Origin of the sequence: Rhizobium bangladeshense (assembly GCF_017357245.1) — a bacterium.
In the GTDB taxonomy this organism is placed as follows: Bacteria; Pseudomonadota; Alphaproteobacteria; order Rhizobiales; family Rhizobiaceae; genus Rhizobium; species Rhizobium bangladeshense.
This window is the reverse complement of the sequence record NZ_CP071612.1, coordinates 2,011,150-2,027,838: the sequence shown is the minus strand read 5'-3', so window position 1 is coordinate 2,027,838 and position 16,689 is coordinate 2,011,150. Positions and strand designations below refer to the sequence as shown.

General features: G+C 60.0%; 18 protein-coding genes. 6 read left to right on the top strand and 12 right to left on the bottom strand.

The genetic code is table 11. The features are described from left to right. Positions 1 to 33: 33 nt before the first annotated feature. The 5 genes from frr to J2J98_RS09900 all read right to left on the bottom strand — a co-directional run bounded on the left by frr (position 34) and on the right by J2J98_RS09900 (position 4,661). Complete coding sequence (gene frr / locus J2J98_RS09920) at positions 34 to 594, bottom strand: ribosome recycling factor (protein WP_064709048.1); 561 nt, start codon at positions 592 to 594, stop codon at positions 34 to 36. A 165-nt stretch (positions 595 to 759) separates the two neighbouring features. Then, positions 760 to 1,482, bottom strand: coding sequence for a UMP kinase (gene pyrH, locus J2J98_RS09915; protein WP_064709049.1), 723 nt, complete (start codon positions 1,480 to 1,482; stop codon positions 760 to 762). Between the two features lie 95 nt (positions 1,483 to 1,577). Continuing rightward, entirely contained in the window at positions 1,578 to 2,504 is a 927-nt protein-coding gene (tsf, locus tag J2J98_RS09910; protein WP_064709050.1) for a translation elongation factor Ts, read from the bottom strand. Between the two features lie 235 nt (positions 2,505 to 2,739). Then, the gene (gene rpsB, locus J2J98_RS09905; protein ID WP_003573382.1) at positions 2,740 to 3,507 is read right to left on the bottom strand and encodes a 30S ribosomal protein S2; all 768 of its coding nucleotides are present in this window, start codon (positions 3,505 to 3,507) and stop codon (positions 2,740 to 2,742) included. A gap of 317 nt (positions 3,508 to 3,824) precedes the next feature. Further along, a complete protein-coding gene (locus J2J98_RS09900) occupies positions 3,825 to 4,661 on the bottom strand; it encodes a cell envelope integrity EipB family protein (RefSeq protein ID WP_207602988.1) in 837 nt (278 codons plus the stop codon). Positions 4,662 to 4,797: 136 nt separating this feature from the next. Here J2J98_RS09900 and J2J98_RS09895 point away from each other — a divergent pair, with 136 nt between their 5' ends. The 4 genes from J2J98_RS09895 (at position 4,798) to J2J98_RS09880 (ending at position 7,731) form a co-directional block, all read left to right on the top strand. After that, positions 4,798 to 5,268, top strand: a complete 471-nt coding sequence (locus J2J98_RS09895; RefSeq protein ID WP_207602987.1) for a RidA family protein — start codon at positions 4,798 to 4,800, stop codon at positions 5,266 to 5,268. After that, complete coding sequence (locus tag J2J98_RS09890; RefSeq protein ID WP_064709053.1) at positions 5,265 to 5,984, top strand: glycerophosphodiester phosphodiesterase; 720 nt, start codon at positions 5,265 to 5,267, stop codon at positions 5,982 to 5,984. The genes J2J98_RS09895 and J2J98_RS09890 overlap by 4 nt, the downstream gene beginning before the upstream one ends. Positions 5,985 to 6,060: 76 nt before the next feature. Beyond that, positions 6,061 to 7,251 carry a GNAT family N-acetyltransferase gene (locus tag J2J98_RS09885; protein WP_064709054.1) on the top strand — a complete coding sequence of 397 codons (1,191 nt, stop codon included), beginning with the start codon at positions 6,061 to 6,063 and terminating at the stop codon, positions 7,249 to 7,251. Positions 7,252 to 7,305: 54 nt separating this feature from the next. Further along, on the top strand, positions 7,306 to 7,731 hold the full coding sequence (locus J2J98_RS09880; protein ID WP_207602986.1) for an HIT family protein: 426 nt from the start codon (positions 7,306 to 7,308) through the stop codon (positions 7,729 to 7,731). Positions 7,732 to 7,806: 75 nt separating this feature from the next. On the opposite strand, the gene clpA is transcribed toward J2J98_RS09880, so the two are convergent. The 6 genes from clpA to J2J98_RS09850 all read right to left on the bottom strand — a co-directional run bounded on the left by clpA (position 7,807) and on the right by J2J98_RS09850 (position 13,651). After that, the gene (gene clpA / locus J2J98_RS09875) at positions 7,807 to 10,296 is read right to left on the bottom strand and encodes an ATP-dependent Clp protease ATP-binding subunit ClpA (RefSeq protein WP_207602985.1); all 2,490 of its coding nucleotides are present in this window, start codon (positions 10,294 to 10,296) and stop codon (positions 7,807 to 7,809) included. Between the two features lie 10 nt (positions 10,297 to 10,306). Continuing rightward, the gene (clpS, locus tag J2J98_RS09870) at positions 10,307 to 10,660 is read right to left on the bottom strand and encodes an ATP-dependent Clp protease adapter ClpS (RefSeq protein ID WP_008526939.1); all 354 of its coding nucleotides are present in this window, start codon (positions 10,658 to 10,660) and stop codon (positions 10,307 to 10,309) included. Between the two features lie 275 nt (positions 10,661 to 10,935). Continuing rightward, complete coding sequence (locus tag J2J98_RS09865) at positions 10,936 to 11,307, bottom strand: phasin family protein (RefSeq protein ID WP_207602984.1); 372 nt, start codon at positions 11,305 to 11,307, stop codon at positions 10,936 to 10,938. Between the two features lie 261 nt (positions 11,308 to 11,568). Continuing rightward, positions 11,569 to 11,772, bottom strand: a complete 204-nt coding sequence (locus J2J98_RS09860; protein ID WP_008526943.1) for a DUF3126 family protein — start codon at positions 11,770 to 11,772, stop codon at positions 11,569 to 11,571. Between the two features lie 130 nt (positions 11,773 to 11,902). Then, complete coding sequence (gene cysE, locus J2J98_RS09855; protein WP_064709189.1) at positions 11,903 to 12,736, bottom strand: serine O-acetyltransferase; 834 nt, start codon at positions 12,734 to 12,736, stop codon at positions 11,903 to 11,905. A gap of 129 nt (positions 12,737 to 12,865) precedes the next feature. Further along, positions 12,866 to 13,651: an alpha/beta fold hydrolase gene (locus J2J98_RS09850; RefSeq protein WP_064709058.1), complete on the bottom strand. Its 786-nt coding sequence runs from the start codon at positions 13,649 to 13,651 to the stop codon at positions 12,866 to 12,868. A gap of 155 nt (positions 13,652 to 13,806) precedes the next feature. Between J2J98_RS09850 and J2J98_RS09845 the strand changes: the two genes are divergently transcribed. After that, a complete protein-coding gene (locus J2J98_RS09845; RefSeq protein WP_011425183.1) occupies positions 13,807 to 14,052 on the top strand; it encodes a zinc-finger domain-containing protein in 246 nt (81 codons plus the stop codon). A 28-nt stretch (positions 14,053 to 14,080) separates the two neighbouring features. Continuing rightward, complete coding sequence (locus J2J98_RS09840) at positions 14,081 to 15,235, top strand: FAD-dependent monooxygenase (RefSeq protein ID WP_207602983.1); 1,155 nt, start codon at positions 14,081 to 14,083, stop codon at positions 15,233 to 15,235. 140 nt (positions 15,236 to 15,375) lie between these two features. Here the strand turns inward: J2J98_RS09840 and J2J98_RS09835 are convergent, their stop codons facing one another. Further along, complete coding sequence (locus tag J2J98_RS09835; protein WP_064712842.1) at positions 15,376 to 16,566, bottom strand: cystathionine beta-lyase; 1,191 nt, start codon at positions 16,564 to 16,566, stop codon at positions 15,376 to 15,378. Between the last annotated feature and the right edge of the window lie 123 nt (positions 16,567 to 16,689).

Sequence of the window (16,689 nt, the reverse complement as noted above, 5' to 3'; positions counted from 1 at the left end):
CGTCCGGTCTTTCCAGGCAAAGGCACAGATCCACTAGACCTGCATGATTTCCTTTTCCTTCTCGCCAAGCAAGCGGTCGATTTCGGAAATCGTTTCGTCCGTCATCTTCTGTACGCGTTCGGATTGCGCACGGCTCTCGTCCTGGCCGATTACACCGTCCTTTTCGGCTTTCTTGAGGCCGTCCATGCCGTCGCGGCGAACATGGCGAATCGCGACCTTGCTCTTCTCGGCATAGTCGTGAGCCACCTTGACGAGCGACTTGCGGCGCTCCTCGTTCAGCTCCGGCAGCGGAATGCGCAGATTCTGGCCGTCGACGATCGGGTTCAGCCCGAGATTGGATTCGCGGATGCCGCGCTCGACGGCGCTGACCATCGACTTGTCCCAGACGGAAACCGTCAGCATGCGGGGCTCGGGTACGGTAATGTTGGCGACCTGGTTCAAGGGCACGCGCGAACCGTAGGCCTCGATCGTTACCGGATCCAGGATGTTGGCCGAAGCACGGCCGGTGCGCAACGATGCGATGTCGCTCTTGAACGAGGAGACCGCGCCGTCCATGCGGCGCTTCAATTCCTTGATATCGATACCTTCACTCATGTCGATGCTCCCGTTTAGAGCGATGCCGAATAGTTTTAGCGGTTTTCGGGCGTCTCACGCTCTAATTATTCAATGTAGAACATGATTCAGATTTCGGGCCAACCGGACCTAAAGTCTGAAGCATGTTCTAGCGATGGCTGCGCCGAAAACGCGGCGCAACTTGTATCAGTTGTCGGAGACAATGGTCTTGAGGCCACCGCCCGTCAAGATTTCACCAAAACCACCCTTCTCGTGGATCGAGAAGACGATGATCGGAATGGAATTTTCCCTGGCAAGCGCCACGGCGGCAACGTCCATCACTGCAAGCCCCCTGTCCAGCACTTCCTGGTGCGTCAAGCGGTCGAAGCGGGTCGCGTCGGGATATTTCTTCGGGTCGGCGGTGTAGATACCGTCCACCTGCGTGCCCTTGAAGATCGCTTGCGCGCCCATTTCGGCGGCGCGCAGTGCGGCGGCGGAATCGGTGGTGAAGAAGGGATTGCCGGTGCCACCAGCGAAAATCACCACGCGCCCCATCGACAGATGATAAAGGGTTGCTCGCTGCGAAAAGCTCTCACAGATCTCCGGCATAGAGATGGCCGAAAGCACCACCGTATCGATATTCAGCTTGCGAAGCGAGGTCGCCAGCGCCAGCGCATTGATGATGGTGCCGAGCATGCCCATATGGTCGCCCGTCACCCGGTCGCCGCCTTTGGACGCGACTGCGACACCGCGGAAGATATTGCCGCCACCGACGACGACGCCGACTTCCACGCCCATATGCCTTGCTTCGGCGATATCAGATGCAATGCGGTCCGCCACCGCGACATCGATCCCGAAACCCTGGGCACCCATGAGCGCTTCGCCGGAAGCCTTGAGTAGAACGCGTTTATAGACAGGCTCTAAAGACATCTTGGCTCCTCGTAAATTGCCGTGAATGCCCGATACACGAAGGGCACCGCGTTGTCACGCGATGCCCTGGCGTTTTCCCAATTATGGCTGAAAGATCAACCCTTGACGGCAGCCGCAACTTCGGCCGCAAAATCGGTCTCTTCCTTTTCGACGCCCTCGCCGAGCAGGAGACGGGCCATGCCGGCAATTTCGATCGGGGCGCCGACAACCTTTTCAGCTTCCTTGATGGCGGCTGCGACGGTGAGATCCGGATTGATGACGAAAGCCTGCGAGAGAAGAGCGACTTCTTCGAAGAACTTGCGCATGCGGCCTTCGACCATCTTCTCGATAATGTTGTCGGGCTTGCCCGAAGCGCGCGACTGCTCGATGAAGACGTTGCGCTCGCGCTCGGCGACGGCGGCATCGACTTCTTCCGGGCGGATCGCCAGCGGCGCGGTCGCAGCAATGTGCATGGCGACCTGGCGGCCGATTGCGTTCAGGGCTTCCTTGTCGCCGGTCGACTTCAGCGCGACGAGAACGCCGAGTTTGCCGAGGCCGTCGGAAACCGCATTGTGAATGTAGGTGGCCACGACGCCGTTCTCGACGGAGAGAGCGATCGAACGGCGCAGGTTCATGTTCTCGCCGATCGTTGCGATCGCATCCTTGATCGTGTCGGAAACGGACTTGCCAGATGCCGGGTAGGTCGCAGCAGCGACGGCCTCGACGGTGCCGTCCGTCGAGACGGCGACCTTCGCGATGCCGCGGACGAGATCCTGGAAGGCATCGTTGCGGGCGACGAAGTCGGTTTCGGAATTAACTTCGACGACGACGGCCTTTGTGCCTTCGCTCGAAACCCCGACGAGGCCTTCGGCGGCGGTACGGCCGGACTTCTTGTCGGCCTTGGCGATGCCCTTGGCGCGCAGCCAGTCGATCGCCGCTTCCATGTCGCCATTGGTTTCAGCAAGCGCCTTCTTGCAGTCCATCATGCCTGCGCCTGTCTTTTCGCGCAGTTCCTTCACCATTGCAGCCGTAATCTCGCTCATTATCTTCCTCTTGTCGGTTCAAACGGTGGACCGCAAAGCGGCGCGGCACCGGATTGAGGCACGAAATGTACCTGTATGTATGACAGCGTGATGAAGACGCGTCATAACGAAACTTAACTGGCGGAGCGCCTGACGCCTCTGCCTGAAACAGGTAAGGCCGCCGAACTTCATGAGTCGCGAGCGGCCTTCCCAGTCTATGCAAGCTTCGACGGAGTTTTCGCTCCGCCCGCTTTCATCAGCCTTCGGCTGCTTCCTCGAGAGCCGGCTCGACCGGAACTTCGGAGGATGCGCCAAGATCGCGGCCGGAAGAGCTTTGCTGGCGCGCAATACCGTCGATGGCAGCGCGGGAAATCAGCTCGCAGTACAGGGCGATGGCGCGCGAAGCGTCGTCGTTGCCCGGGATCGGATAGTCGATCAGATCCGGATCGCAGTTCGAATCGATGATGGCGACGACGGGAATGCCGAGGCGCTTGGCTTCGTCGATTGCGATCTTTTCCTTGTTCGTGTCGATGATGAACATCAGGTCGGGCGTGCCGCCCATATCGCGGATACCGCCGAGTGCCTTGTCGAGCTTTTCACGCTCGCGCTCGAGGTTCAGGCGTTCCTTCTTGGTGAAGCCCTGAGCTTCGCCGTTGAGGATCTCGTCGAGCTTGCGCAGGCGCTGGATCGAGTTGGAGATCGTCTTCCAGTTCGTCATCATGCCGCCGAGCCAGCGCGAGTTGACGTAGTACTGGGCCGAGCGCTTGGCACTGTCGGCGATAATCTCGGACGCCTGGCGCTTGGTGCCGACGAAGAGAACGCGGCCGCCGCGGGCGACAGTGTCGCTGACGACCTGAAGGGCGCGCGACAGCATCGGAACGGTCTGCGCCAGGTCGATGATGTGGATGTTGTTGCGGTCGCCGAAGATATACGGCTTCATCTTCGGGTTCCAGCGATGGGTCTGGTGGCCGAAGTGAACGCCTGCCTCAAGAAGCTGGCGCATAGAAAAATCAGGCAATGCCATGCCTTGTTACTCCTTTTCCGGTTGAACCTCCGCAAGACGAACAGCACCCTCGTCGAGAATGCCACCGGCGGAACAGCCCGGATTTCTCCCGGACGATCCCATGCCTTACGTGTGGAATGCCGGTGCCCATACATTCGATTTGCCACGAAAGCAAGGCTTATCCCGAAAAAAGCCGGCCTTTCGCTGTCACCGCGCGGCGATCCGGAACAAAGGCATGCCCGCCGCCTGCCCGCCCATACAAATGCCGCGGCTCAGCTCGCTAGCGTGGGCGTTAGCGCCAGCATGACGCCGGCGTATGGAAGCGGAGGAACCGCAGCCTACTTGCACACCTCAGCCTTGTGATCGAGCAGCTCGAGCTTGGCGAGCTTACCGGTCAGGACGAAATCGCCATAATCCATCGTCAGGTCGCGGGTGATGCCGTTCTCGTAGAGCTTGAACGACATACGATAGACCGGCACCGAATCCGATTTCGCACTCTCATTGAAATAGGCGATGGTCACCGGCCAGAAGGCTGTCTTCGAGAAGGCGCCGGCGTTGCCGGCATCGGTCTCCTCGGCAGCGGGCGTCTCCTGCTTGCCGACGATCGTCGTCGTCACCAGCGACTTGTCGCCGTCATCGGAACCGTCGAAAATGCGCGCTTCGAAGAAACGCTTGCCGTCCTTGGCGTTCTGGATCACATCGAGCATATGCTCCGTCGGGAAGCTGCTTTCGGCAAGCTGCAACTCGCGGCTCGCCGGCTGCTTGAGGTCGACCTTGACGCCATTGGCCTGATTCTCGGCCGCTCCATTGACCTCCTTGTCGAGCTGATCGTCGGTGAAGGATTTTGTGTCGAAGGTAAACTTGCGGTCCTTCAGGTTTTCGAAGGTCCTTGTCTGCTGATCGCTGACGCGTACGCTGTCGCCGGTGTCGATCTGAGTCACGAAGCGGAAATTGGTGGTGAAGCCCTGGCAATAGCTGCCGTCGAATTCATAAACCATGCGGCCGTACATGGAGGCGATGCCGGAGCGGTCCGACGCATCCTTCAATTCCAGATCATAGACCGCGCGATGGGCGACGAGGCCGCTTGCAATCGCAGCGCTTGCCGCTGGCGCGCCCGCCCATGCATCGGCGGAAACGCTTGCAAGAAGCAGAGCGGCAAGACTCGATCGGAACATTCATTCACTCCTGTTGGATTCGGCCGCGATGTTATAAGAACGCTTTCGGCCAAATCGAGGCTCGGACCTGTCATATTAAAGATTCTAGTCTTGATGCATAATTTTTGAAACATTGACAACAAAAGCGGAGACGAAAATGTCAGATGAAATTGCAGCGCGTCTGAGTGAGATGGGGATAACTTTGCCCGAAGCTGCGGCGCCCGCCGCAAATTACGTTCCCTATGTCATCAGCGGCAATCTGCTCTACATCTCCGGCCAGCTGCCGCTCGAAGGCGGCAAGGTTGCCATATCCGGCCATCTCGGCAAGACGATCGACGTTGCGACTGGCCAGCGCGGCGCCGAACTCTGCGCCATCAACATCCTTGCCCAGGCGAAGGCTGCACTTGGCGGCGATCTTGGCCGCATCCGGCGCGTCATCAAGCTGAACGGCTTCGTCGCCTCGGCTCCCGACTTTGTCGAGCAGCATCTCGTCATCAACGGCGCCTCGAACCTGATCGCCGGCGTACTCGGCAAAGTTGGCAAACATGCACGCGCTGCCGTCGGCATGGCCGCTCTTCCGCTGAACGCCGCCGTCGAGATCGACGCTATCATGGAAATCGCAGAATGACCAATGCAGACTGGATCAAGGACGTGCCAGTCGCCCATCGCGGCTATCACGACCTCAACAGGCTTGTCTGGGAGAATACGCTTTCGGCCTTTTCGCGCGCTGTCGAAGCCGGCTTTGCGATCGAATGCGACCTTCACTACGCCTCCGACGCGGTGCCGATCATCTTCCACGACGAGGACCTCAAGCGTCTGTGCAATCTCAACGGCGACATCCGCGAGCGCACCTCCCGAGAACTCGGGCTGATCGCCATCGGAGGCACGGGCGACAAGGTGCCGACGCTCCGCCAGCTCCTCGATCTCGTCCAGGGCAAGGTACCGCTGGTGCTGGAGCTGAAGGGCCGTGAGGCCGACGACGAAGGTTTTGCCGAATCCGTGATCGAAGTGCTCGAAGGCTATGAGGGCAAGGTTGCGCTGATGAGCTTCGACCACTGGCTGCTGCGCGATCTGAAAGCGCTCGGCTCGCCCTACCCGATCGGATTGACGGCGGAAGGCAACACGCGGGAGGCGTTCAGGTTACATGCGGAGGCAATGGAGATCGGCCTCGATTTCATCTCCTATTATTATGGTGACCTGCCGAATGCCTTCATCACAGGCGAACGCGAAAAGGGCATTCCGGTGATCACCTGGACGGTGCGTGACGAAGAGGCGCGCCGTCGCACTTTCGCCAATGCAGACCAGATGACCTTCGAAGGCTTCGATCCGCGCATGGCCGTTTGACGCTCGCTTTTTGGCCAAGATCATGCGCAGACTGAGGCAGAGCCGAACCGTCCCCCACAGGCTTCGCATTTGCCCCATGACAGATGAACTATCCATTCGAGTAGAACGCTCCTTCACCGCGATTTCCCCGGAGAGCTGGTCCAGGCTTTCCGGGGCGTCGAAGGCTTGCAGCACACTTGCGTACAACCCATTTGTTTCGCACGCTTTTTTATCATCGCTGGAAGAATCCGGCTCTGCCACGGCCGAAACGGGTTGGCTCGGCCATCACCTGTTACTCGAGACAGATCGCGGCGAACTGATCGGCGCCCTGCCCGGCTACCTCAAAAGCCACAGCCAGGGCGAATATGTCTTCGACCACGGCTGGGCCGACGCTTTCGAGCGGGCTGGCGGGCGCTATTATCCCAAGCTGCAGTGCTCGATCCCGTTCACGCCGGCGACCGGGCCGCGTCTCCTTGTCGCCGAGGGGCTGCAACGGCTACCGATCCAGAGCGCGATCGCCGAAAGCCTGAAGGAGATCGTGCGCCGGCTCGGCATCTCCTCGGCACATATCACCTTCGTGCCGGACGAGGAGATCGGCGTCTTCGAAATGGACGGCTATCTGCACCGTACCGACCAGCAGTTTCATTTCATAAATGCCGGTTATGCCAATCACGACGAATTTCTGGAGACGCTCGCTTCGCGCAAACGCAAGGCGTTGCGCAAGGAGCGCCGCGCCGCGCTCGAAAACGACATCAGCATCGACTGGCTGACCGGGCGCGACCTGACAGAGCGGATCTGGGACCAGTTCTTCAAGTTCTACATGGATACCGGCGGCCGCAAGTGGGGCCGGCCTTATCTTACCCGCAAGTTCTACTCGCTGATTGGCGAACGCATGGCCGACGATATCCTGCTCGTCATGGCCAAGCGCGAGGGCCGCTATATTGCCGGCGCGATCAACTTCATCGGCGGCAATACGCTCTACGGCCGTCACTGGGGCTGCATCGAGGACCACCCCTTCCTGCATTTCGAGGTCTGCTATCACCAGGCGATCGACTTCGCCCTTTCCAAAGGTCTGAAGCGCGTCGAAGCCGGCGCGCAGGGCGAACACAAGCTAGCGCGCGGCTACCTGCCGGTGACGACGCATTCCGCTCATTATGTCGCCCATGCCGGGCTCCGCAGGGCGATCGGCGACTATCTCGCGCGCGAGCGTGCCGATGTCGAACAGATGGGTGAGCTTCTGAGCGAGCACAGCCCTTTCCGCAAAGGCGAACGCCTGCAGGAGGATTGACGCCGCCCCGGCGAGCGCGCTACCCGATCAATTGGAACGTGAGGAGATTTCGCGATGACCAGCGCCTATGACGATAACAATATCTTCGCCAAGATCCTGCGCGGCGAAATTCCCTCGCACCGGATCTACGAGGACCAGTATACGGTCGCCTTCATGGATGTGATGCCGCAGGCGCCGGGCCATGTACTGGTCGTTCCGAAGGCGCCTTCCCGCAACATTCTCGATGCCGATCCGACTACCCTCACCCAGGCCATCACCGTTGTCCAGAAGGTCGCCAACGCGGTCAAGGACGTCTTCGACGCCGATGGTGTGTTCATCGCCCAATTCAACGAACCGGCGGCCGGACAAACGGTGTTCCATCTGCATTTCCACGTCATTCCCCGCCATGAGAGCACGGCGCTCAGGCCACATTCCGGCAAGATGGAGGACGGCGCCGTTCTTGCCGCGCATGCTGAAAAACTTCGGGCCGCGCTGGCGTAACGCGGATCGCTGCCAGCACGGGAAACGAAAAAGGCCGCGGGTGACGCGGCCTTTTCCAAATTCGGTGACGAGGTCTTACTTCCTGCGCGGAACCTTGGGAACGGCGCTTCCCTTCTTCGGAGCGTCGCGGACCTCGGGCTCGGCCCGCGGAACCGTCTTGGCACGGGTCTTGCGAGTCGTCTTCGTTTTCAGCTCGCCGTCATCCTCATCGTCGGCTTCGGGATGCACGACCTCGGCTTCCGGCTTCGGCTTGATCGGCGCCGTATCCGGAATGGCCTCCAGCAGGATGCCGGGCTTGCCATCTTCCTTCGGGCCGACGGTGACGTTGACAACGCCGCCCTTCTTCAGCTTGCCGAAGAGGATTTCGTTGGCGAGCGGCTTCTTGATCGTGTCCTGGATCACGCGGGCCAGCGGGCGGGCGCCCATCTTCTCGTCGTAACCCTTTTCGGCGAGCCAAGCGATCGCGTCCTCATGCAGGTCGAAGGTGACGTTCCTTTCGGAAAGCTGGGCCTCCAGTTGCATGATGAACTTCTGCACGACCTTGTGGATAACCGCCGTTGGCAGGGCCGCGAAGGGAATGATCGCGTCGAGTCGGTTGCGGAACTCCGGCGTGAAAAGACGGGTCAGCGCCTCCTCGTCCTCGCCCGTGCGCTTGGACGAGCCGAAGCCGATTGCGGCCTTGGCCATTTCGGAAGCGCCCGCATTCGTCGTCATGATCAGGATGACGTTGCGGAAGTCGATCTTCTTGCCGTTATGGTCGGTCAGCGTGCCGTGGTCCATCACCTGCAGCAGGATATTGTAGATATCCGGATGCGCCTTCTCGATTTCGTCGAGCAGGACCACGCAATGCGGATGCTGATCCACGCCATCGGTCAGAAGACCGCCCTGGTCGAAACCAACATAGCCGGGAGGTGCGCCGAGCAGACGGGAAACCGTATGCCGCTCCATATATTCCGACATGTCGAAGCGCAGGAGCTCGACGCCGAGTGACGAAGCAAGCTGCTTTGCCACTTCGGTCTTGCCTACACCGGTCGGACCGGAGAAGACATAGGCGCCAATCGGCTTGTTCGGCTCGCGAAGACCGGCACGCGCCAGCTTGATCGAGGTCGAAAGAGCTTCGATAGCAATATCCTGGCCGTAGACGACCGAGCGCAGTTCCTGCTCGAGATTGGCAAGAACCGCCTCGTCGTCCTTGGAGACGGTCTTGGGCGGGATGCGCGCCATCGTGGCTATCGTCGCTTCGATCTCCTTTTCGGTGATCAGCTTGCGGCGCTTCGAGGGCGGCAGAAGCATCTGGGCCGCACCCGTTTCGTCGATCACGTCGATTGCCTTGTCCGGCAGCTTGCGGTCGGAGATGTAGCGGGCCGACAGCTCGACGGCCGACTTGATGGCGTCGTTCGAGTAGCGCAGGTGGTGATATTCTTCGAAATAGGGCTTCAGGCCCTTCATGATCTCGATCGCATCATTGATCGAGGGCTCGCTGACGTCGATCTTCTGGAAACGGCGGACCAGCGCCCGGTCCTTCTCGAAGAACTGGCGGTATTCCTTGTAGGTGGTCGAACCGATGCAGCGGATGGCGCCTGATGACAGCGCGGGCTTCAGCAGGTTCGATGCATCCATCGCCCCGCCGGATGTGGCGCCGGCGCCAATCACCGTATGGATCTCGTCGATGAACAGCACGGCACCCGGATATTCTTCCAGTTCCTTGACGACCTGCTTCAGGCGCTCTTCGAAATCGCCGCGGTAGCGTGTGCCGGCGAGCAGCGTGCCCATGTCGAGCGAGAAGATCGTCGCATCGGCAAGCGCCTCGGGCACCTTGCCTTCGACGATGCGCTTGGCAAGACCTTCGGCGATCGCCGTCTTGCCGACGCCGGGATCACCCACATAGAGCGGATTGTTCTTCGAACGGCGGCACAGGATCTGGATGGTGCGGCTCACCTCGGCATGACGGCCGATCAGCGGGTCGATCTTGCCGCCCTTGGCCTTCTCGTTGAGATTGACGCAATAGGCCTTGAGCGCATCCTGCTGCTTCTTCGGGCCGCCCTCTTCCTCGCCGCCGCGCGCCGTCGGCTTGCTTTCGGCCTCCTCCTCGGCGCCGCGGGGGGTGCGGGTCTCCGAGGCGCCCGGCCGCTTGCCGATGCCATGGGAGATATAGTTGACGGCATCATAGCGGGTCATCTCCTGCTCCTGCAGGAAATAGGCGGCATGGCTTTCGCGCTCGGCGAAGATCGCTACGAGCACGTTGGCGCCGGTCACTTCCTCGCGCCCGGATGACTGCACGTGGATGACCGCGCGCTGGATTACGCGCTGGAAGCCGGAGGTCGGCTTGGAATCCTCGTCGTAACCGGTGATCAGATTGGAGAGTTCATTATCGACATATTCGACGAGCGTCTTGCGCAGCGCGTCGAGATCGACATTGCAGGCACCCATGACCGCGGCCGCATCGGCATCGTCGATCAGGGCGAGCAGCAGATGCTCGAGCGTCGCATATTCATGATGCCGCTCGTTGGCAAAGGTCAGTGCCTGATGGAGCGCCTTCTCTAAGCTAGGCGAAAATGTTGGCACGTTCAGATCCTCACTTCTTTTCCATGACGCATTGCAGCGGATGCTGGTGCTGCCGGGCGAAGTCCATCACCTGGCTGACCTTCGTTTCCGCTACCTCGTATGTGAATATTCCGCACTCGCCGACGCCGTGATTGTGGACATGGAGCATGATGCGGGTGGCACTTTCACGGTCCTTCTGAAAAAAACGCTCCAGAATGTGAATGACGAATTCCATGGGCGTATAGTCATCATTCAAAAGCAGCACGCGATAGAGGTTGGGCTTCTTGGTCTTCGGCTTGGTGCGCGTGATGACCGAGGTTCCGCGATTTCCGTTGTCCCCGTTCCTTTCGCTGTCGTTCTGCATCCGGATCGGCTTTGCGATCATTGTCATTCATTCCTCGATCAATCCGACGGAGCATGGGAGGGTGCTTTTCCCGCCGAATATCTGAAACACTAACTTAGTTCATAATAGGCCGATTTTAAGCCCCCTGTCAGACACTGCAATCAAGAAATGCCGGCATGCACGGGAAAGGCCAAAAAAGTCCCCGGCCGATCCATGCAGCGCTGCGGCGAAAGCGGAAGCAAAAAAAGACCGGCTACAAATGCGTAGCCGGTCTTGGCATTTCAATACGTAGCGCAGGTTGCGCTACCGAAATCAATTCATGCGGCGGCGGGCGTTGCCGGCGGCGCCTGCCGGGTCGTCTTGGCGACGGCAGCGGCGATCGGAGCCTCGTAAGGCTTATAGGCGGACTTGGCGAGATCGGCGTACATTTCGCCGAGCTTCGTCGCTTCGGAAACGAAGCTCTCATAGCTCGACTTGACATAGCTCGTCTGCAGCTCGAAAGCGGCCTCGAAGCTCCTGACGCCCGCCAGCGTTTCGAAATGCGTTACCGCATCCTGAAAGGACTTCTTCGAATATTCAGCAGCTTCGGCGGCGATCGCCTGAAAGCCCTTGGCCGTGTCAGAATAGGTTCTCAGCGCCGTGTCGACGGCTTCCCTGCTCTTCTTGTTGGCTTCGTCAAAGTTGAACATGGCCGTCCTCCGTTGGGCTGTTGGATGGCGGCAGGGTAGCCGCAACGCACAAATAGTCAAGTAGTCTTGTGCGGCGCAAAACATCCAAAGGTTGTGTTACAGCAATAAGACAAAGCCAACGCGCCGGTGAACGTACGTCTTTAACGGTTTTTGCTAATATATATCACAACTCCACAACCAAGCGTTTTAAAAAAAATTTGATTCGTCAGCAAAAAAACAAAAAAAGACCGGGCGGATGGCACCGCCCGGTCTCATGCGCGATCAAAGATCGACGTCGAGGATCGCCATCGAAAAGTTGTAGGAGCGATCGCCGTCTTCGTCGTCGACATAGACGACGCCCAGAAATTCTTCGCCGAGATAGACTTCCGCAGAATCATTCTTGCGCGGACGTGCCTTGACGACAATCTGCGGGTTGAGCGTACGTTTGAAGTAGGCGTCGAGCTTCTTGATTTCTTCTGGCTTCACTCTGTCATCTCCGTAAGCGGTCTTGATTGGCCGCTTCTTGCACACGAAACGCAGCGGTGTAAAGGCAAGGTTGCCACTTCAGCCTGTCGCCGCCCGGTTCCTGCCAACCTTCCCTAACCTCTACTAGCGCTCAGATATCCGCGCCAATGACCTGGTCCATATTGCGCGACGGCTCGGAACAACCGGCCTCGCCCACGACCTTGGCGGGAACGCCTGCGACCGTCTTCTTCGGCGGCACCGCTTTCAGCACCACCGAACCTGCGGCAACGCGCGAGCAGTAACCGATCTCGATATTGCCGAGGATCTTGGCGCCGGCGCCAATCATGACGCCGCTGCCGATCTTCGGGTGGCGATCGGCGCCCTCCTTGCCGGTGCCGCCGAGCGTCACACCGTGCAGGATCGAGACATTGTCGCCGATGACCGCGGTCTCGCCGACGACGAGGCCGGTGGCGTGATCAAGGAAGATGCCCTTGCCGATACGCGCGGCCGGATTGATATCGGTCTGGAATACGCTGGAGGAACGGCTCTGCAGATAGAGTGCAAAATCACGCCGGCCGCGGTTCAGCAGCCAGTGGGCTAGACGATGCGTCTGCAGCGCATGGAATCCCTTGAAATAAAGCACCGCCTCCATGAAACGCAGGCAGGCCGGATCGCGGTCATAGATCGCCTGGATATCGACGCGAAGAATGGAGCTCCACTCCGGCCAATCGAGGAGCATTTCTTCGAAGGTCTGACGCAGCAGGTTCGCCTGCATATCGGGATGGTCGAGACGTTCGCAGATGCGGTGGATGACGCATTCCTCGAGCGAATGGTAATTGATAACCGTTGAGTAGAGGAAGGCGGCGAGAACCGGGTCCTTTTCGGCGGCGATGCGTGCTTCCTCGCGCAGGCTGTCCCAAATGGGATCCATCACCTTCAGCGGATGGCCAGTCTCAAAAGCACGAATATCTGTTTTGGCGACCATCGCCGCTCTCCTCGTTGCCAGCCGGAATGCCGTCTTCGGATTGCCAATTATATAGTGGAAAAAGCCAATAACATAAATGGGTGCCGTCACCATGGTTTTTTAGCATGGTTTTTCGGCATCACGATGATGTCACCCCTCGGCGACCCTTGCGTAGAAGGCCAGCACTGCCTGCTTGAAAACCTTGTCACCCACGGCGAGCATATGATCGCGCCCAGGAATATCGAGCGCTTCGGCTTCGGGCATCAGAGCAGCCAGTTCCTGCGGCGAGCCGGCGATGTCGTCCTTCGTGCCGACGCCGATCAGGGCCGGCATGTCGAGCTTGCCCATGTCCGAGCGCGCGACGAGGTCGCGCGAGCCGCGAATGCAGGCGGCAAGCGCAGTGCGGTCGCTCTTCGTCTGATCGGCGAAGGCGCGGAACATGCGGCCGCGGTCATGCGTCACGACCTCCAGCGACGGTGCTAGCAGCGCATCGGCGATCGGGTCCCAGTCGCCGACGCCATCGGTCATGCCGATGCCGAGGCCCCCGAGCACCAGAGAGCGGACCCGGTGCGGATTGGCAAGCGCTGCAAAAACGGAAATGCGTGCCCCCATCGAATAGCCCATGAGATTGGCATCAGGGATGCCGAGATGGTCGAGCAAGGCGATCGCGTCGCCGGCCATGACCCAAGGGCGATAGGCCTCGGCGTCGTGCGGCTTGTCGCTTGCGCCATGGCCGCGATTGTCGACAGCGATCACCCGGTAGCCGGCATCACCCAGCGTCTTCAGCCAGCCCGGATGCACCCAGTTGACGTTCGCCGTCGAGGCAAAGCCATGGATCAACAAGACAGGCACGCCGGAAGGGTCGCCCTCGTCAAAAAAAGCGATCTTCAATCCGTCATGGGTGAAGCTTGAAAATGCAGGTGTATTCAGGTTCATCGGGCCTTCCTTTTGGCGCGACCATAGTCGAGCCGCCTCGCGGCGGGAAGTCAAAACTGTGGGTAAAAACTGTGCCGGGCGCGGCGCTTTGGCTCTACACATTTAGGGCGAAGGCTTATAAGGTTCGCGCACTTGCAAAGCATTCGGAGAGCGACATGGCCGGCCACAACATTCCTCACTTCCAGAACGACGGCGGTCATCGCGTCATCGAAGTCGGCGTCAAAGAATTCATGTGCACCGGCGCTTCGGTTCCTTTCGACCACCCGCATATCTTCATCGACATGGGCGACGACAACGAGAAGGTCTGCTCCTACTGCTCGACGCTTTACCGCTATAATGCGTCTCTCAAGCCGAGCCAGACCAATCCGGCCGGATGCGTTTTCCACGTGAAGGCGGCGTAAACCGTCCAGAATCCGGATCGGACTGATAATGCCGGTCGAACATGCCGCCATCATCGGCGCCGGCATTGCCGGCCTGACCGTTGCCCTTGCACTTTCGCGCCGGGGCATCAGCTCCGAGATTTTCGAGCAGACGGATGAACTCGCCGAAGTCGGTGCCGGATTGCAGCTTTCGCCGAACGCCTCCCGCATCCTGGCAGAACTCGGCGTCCTCGAGGAACTTTCAAAAGTCTGGCTCGAACCGGAAGCGATCCGGCTGATGTCAGGCGGTTCGCTGCGCCAGCTTGCAGCCGTGCCGGCAGGCAAATTCGCGCGGCAGCGCTGGGGGGCACCCTATGGCGTGCTGCATCGCGCCACATTGCAGACTGCGCTTCTGGCTGAGGTCGAAGCCGACCCGCTCTGCCGGCTTCATCTCGGGGTGCGGGTGGAATCGAGCTCGCCGCCTGTCGAACGAGCTGCCGATATCGTCATCGGCGCGGACGGCGTCTGGTCGAATCTCCGGCAGTCCGTGCCCGGCAGCCCCTTGCCGCGGTTTTCCGGCAATATCGCCTACCGCTTCACCATTGCCGAAGATGAGGCGCCGGGCTTCCTCGATCGAACAAGCGTTTCGGCTTTCCTCGGCGGCTCGGCGCATCTCGTCTGCTATCCGCTGAAAGAGACCGGCAGTATCAATATGGTGGCGATCACCGCCGGCAATGCCGCGCCGCAGGCCTGGCGAAGCGAGCCGACGGCAGAGCAGCGTGCGCGGCTGCGGGCGCAGCTTTCGGGCTGGAACAGCGCGATCGTGTCAATGCTCGAACAACAGCGGAAGCTGACTTTCTGGCCGCTCTTCGAAACGACATCGGGCGCGTGGCAGGACGGCCGAAGGACGGTTCTGGTCGGCGATGCCGCGCATGCGATGATGCCCTTTGCCGCCCAGGGAGCGGCCATGGCAATCGAAGACGCCTATGAACTTGCCGTTTTTCTTTCGAGTCGGCCGGTGCCGGAAGCAATGGCGCTCTTCGAGAGGCATCGGGCGCCGCGCATTGCAAAGCTTCGTCGGCGCGGCGCCTTCAACAAATTTGCCTATCATGCGAAGGGGCCGATCCGGATCGGCCGAGATCTGGTGCTCGGCCTGAAGCCGCCGCAAAGCCTGGCGGCCGATCTCGACTGGATCTACGGCTACCGGGCTCAGCGCACCCTGTAAGGCGCCGCAAGCAGCCGCAGTGCCCTTAAGCGCGTCGCGATCTTTCAGATTCGCTTCTTGCGCTTTAGTTGTTCGTTTACGCATGTCGCTGCCACAAAACCGCTGCACAGTTTTGCGCGACATGCTTTAGCCGCAACTGCTCAGACGGCGTTTGCCGCAGCAAAACCCCGTTCGATATCGGCCTTGAGGTCGGCCACATCTTCAAGGCCGACCTGCAGGCGGATGACCGGCCCCTCCTTCGGAGCCTTGGCGATCTTGCGATCGTTCAGATTGGCGTGCAACGCGAGGCTTTCAAAGCCGCCCCAGGAATAGCCGAGACCGAAGATCCTGAGCGCGTCGAGAAATGCATGCGCCCTTGCCTTGAATTTCTGAGGGCTCTCCGCGGCAAGAATGAAGGAAAAGATACCGCTGGCGCCCTTGAAATCGCGCTTCCAGATATTGTGGGAGGGGAAACTCGGCAGCGCCGGATGCAGCACGCGGGCGACACCCTCCCTGCCCTCCAACCATTCGGCGATGTCAAGCGCGCTTTCATAATGCCGCTCGAGGCGCAGGCCCATGCTGCGCAATCCGCGCAGGATCTGATAGGCGTCGTCGGGCGCGCCGCAGATGCCAAGGGCGCCGTTCGCCTCCTTGAGCCGCTCCCAGTGTTCGGCATTGGCCGATACCGTTCCGAGAAGGATATCGGAATGGCCCGATGGATATTTCGTCGCCGCATGGATGGAGATGTCGACGCCGTGATCGAGCGGCCTGAAATACAGCGGCGTTGCCCATGTATTGTCCATCATGACCACGGCGCCGTGGCGATGCGCTACTGCCGAGATCGCCGGAATATCCTGCATTTCGAAAGTGTTGGAGCCGGGAGCCTCGGTATGGACGATCTTGGTGTTCGGCCGGAACAGCCCCTCGATGCCGGCGCCGATCGCCGGATCGTAATATTCCACCTCGACGCCGAGGCGCTTCAGCATCGTATCACAGAAATGGCGCGTGGGGCCGTAAACCGAATCGACGACCAGCACATGATCGCCGGCGGCGGAAAAACCCAGAAACGGAATGGTCACAGCCGCCAGCCCAGAAGGCACGAGGATCGTGCCGGCCGATCCCTCGAGTGCGTCGATCGCATCGCAGAGCGCGTCCGTCGTCGGCGTGCCGCGCGTTCCGTAGGTGTATTTCTGCGAGCGCTTCTCCATCGTCGCCGCATTGGGGAAGAGCACGGTCGAGGCATGCACGACCGGCGGATTGACGAAGCCGTGATAGTCGAAGGGGTCGTTGCCGATATGGGTCAGGCGCGTATTGATGCCGGCGGTCTGCAGCAAGCTGTCTTTGTCTTTCATGTCGGAAATAGCCTTTGGCGAGGGGCGCAAAGCCAGACTTTTGGACGCCCCGGGCAGCCCGGTCAACCCCTCAAAGAGGGATCCCGCAGGTGCCTGGAATTTCGAAATTCGCGTTATTTTTCC

Bases quoted from the DNA above. Each gene is read 5' to 3' on its own strand.
- J2J98_RS09835 (WP_064712842.1), bottom strand. From the start codon at position 16,566: ATGAAAGACAAAGACAGCTTGCTGCAGACCGCCGGCATCAATACGCGC.
- cysE (WP_064709189.1), bottom strand. From the start codon at position 12,736: ATGGTCGCCAAAACAGATATTCGTGCTTTTGAGACTGGCCATCCGCTG.
- J2J98_RS09885 (WP_064709054.1), top strand. From the start codon at position 6,061: ATGACAGATGAACTATCCATTCGAGTAGAACGCTCCTTCACCGCGATT.
- rpsB (WP_003573382.1), bottom strand. From the start codon at position 3,507: ATGGCATTGCCTGATTTTTCTATGCGCCAGCTTCTTGAGGCAGGCGTT.
- J2J98_RS09850 (WP_064709058.1), bottom strand. From the start codon at position 13,651: ATGAACCTGAATACACCTGCATTTTCAAGCTTCACCCATGACGGATTG.
- J2J98_RS09880 (WP_207602986.1), top strand. From the start codon at position 7,306: ATGACCAGCGCCTATGACGATAACAATATCTTCGCCAAGATCCTGCGC.
- tsf (WP_064709050.1), bottom strand. From the start codon at position 2,504: ATGAGCGAGATTACGGCTGCAATGGTGAAGGAACTGCGCGAAAAGACA.
- clpS (WP_008526939.1), bottom strand. From the start codon at position 10,660: ATGATCGCAAAGCCGATCCGGATGCAGAACGACAGCGAAAGGAACGGG.
- J2J98_RS09840 (WP_207602983.1), top strand. From the start codon at position 14,081: ATGCCGGTCGAACATGCCGCCATCATCGGCGCCGGCATTGCCGGCCTG.
- J2J98_RS09845 (WP_011425183.1), top strand. From the start codon at position 13,807: ATGGCCGGCCACAACATTCCTCACTTCCAGAACGACGGCGGTCATCGC.
- J2J98_RS09890 (WP_064709053.1), top strand. From the start codon at position 5,265: ATGACCAATGCAGACTGGATCAAGGACGTGCCAGTCGCCCATCGCGGC.
- J2J98_RS09900 (WP_207602988.1), bottom strand. From the start codon at position 4,661: ATGTTCCGATCGAGTCTTGCCGCTCTGCTTCTTGCAAGCGTTTCCGCC.
- pyrH (WP_064709049.1), bottom strand. From the start codon at position 1,482: ATGTCTTTAGAGCCTGTCTATAAACGCGTTCTACTCAAGGCTTCCGGC.
- frr (WP_064709048.1), bottom strand. From the start codon at position 594: ATGAGTGAAGGTATCGATATCAAGGAATTGAAGCGCCGCATGGACGGC.
- J2J98_RS09865 (WP_207602984.1), bottom strand. From the start codon at position 11,307: ATGTTCAACTTTGACGAAGCCAACAAGAAGAGCAGGGAAGCCGTCGAC.
- J2J98_RS09895 (WP_207602987.1), top strand. From the start codon at position 4,798: ATGTCAGATGAAATTGCAGCGCGTCTGAGTGAGATGGGGATAACTTTG.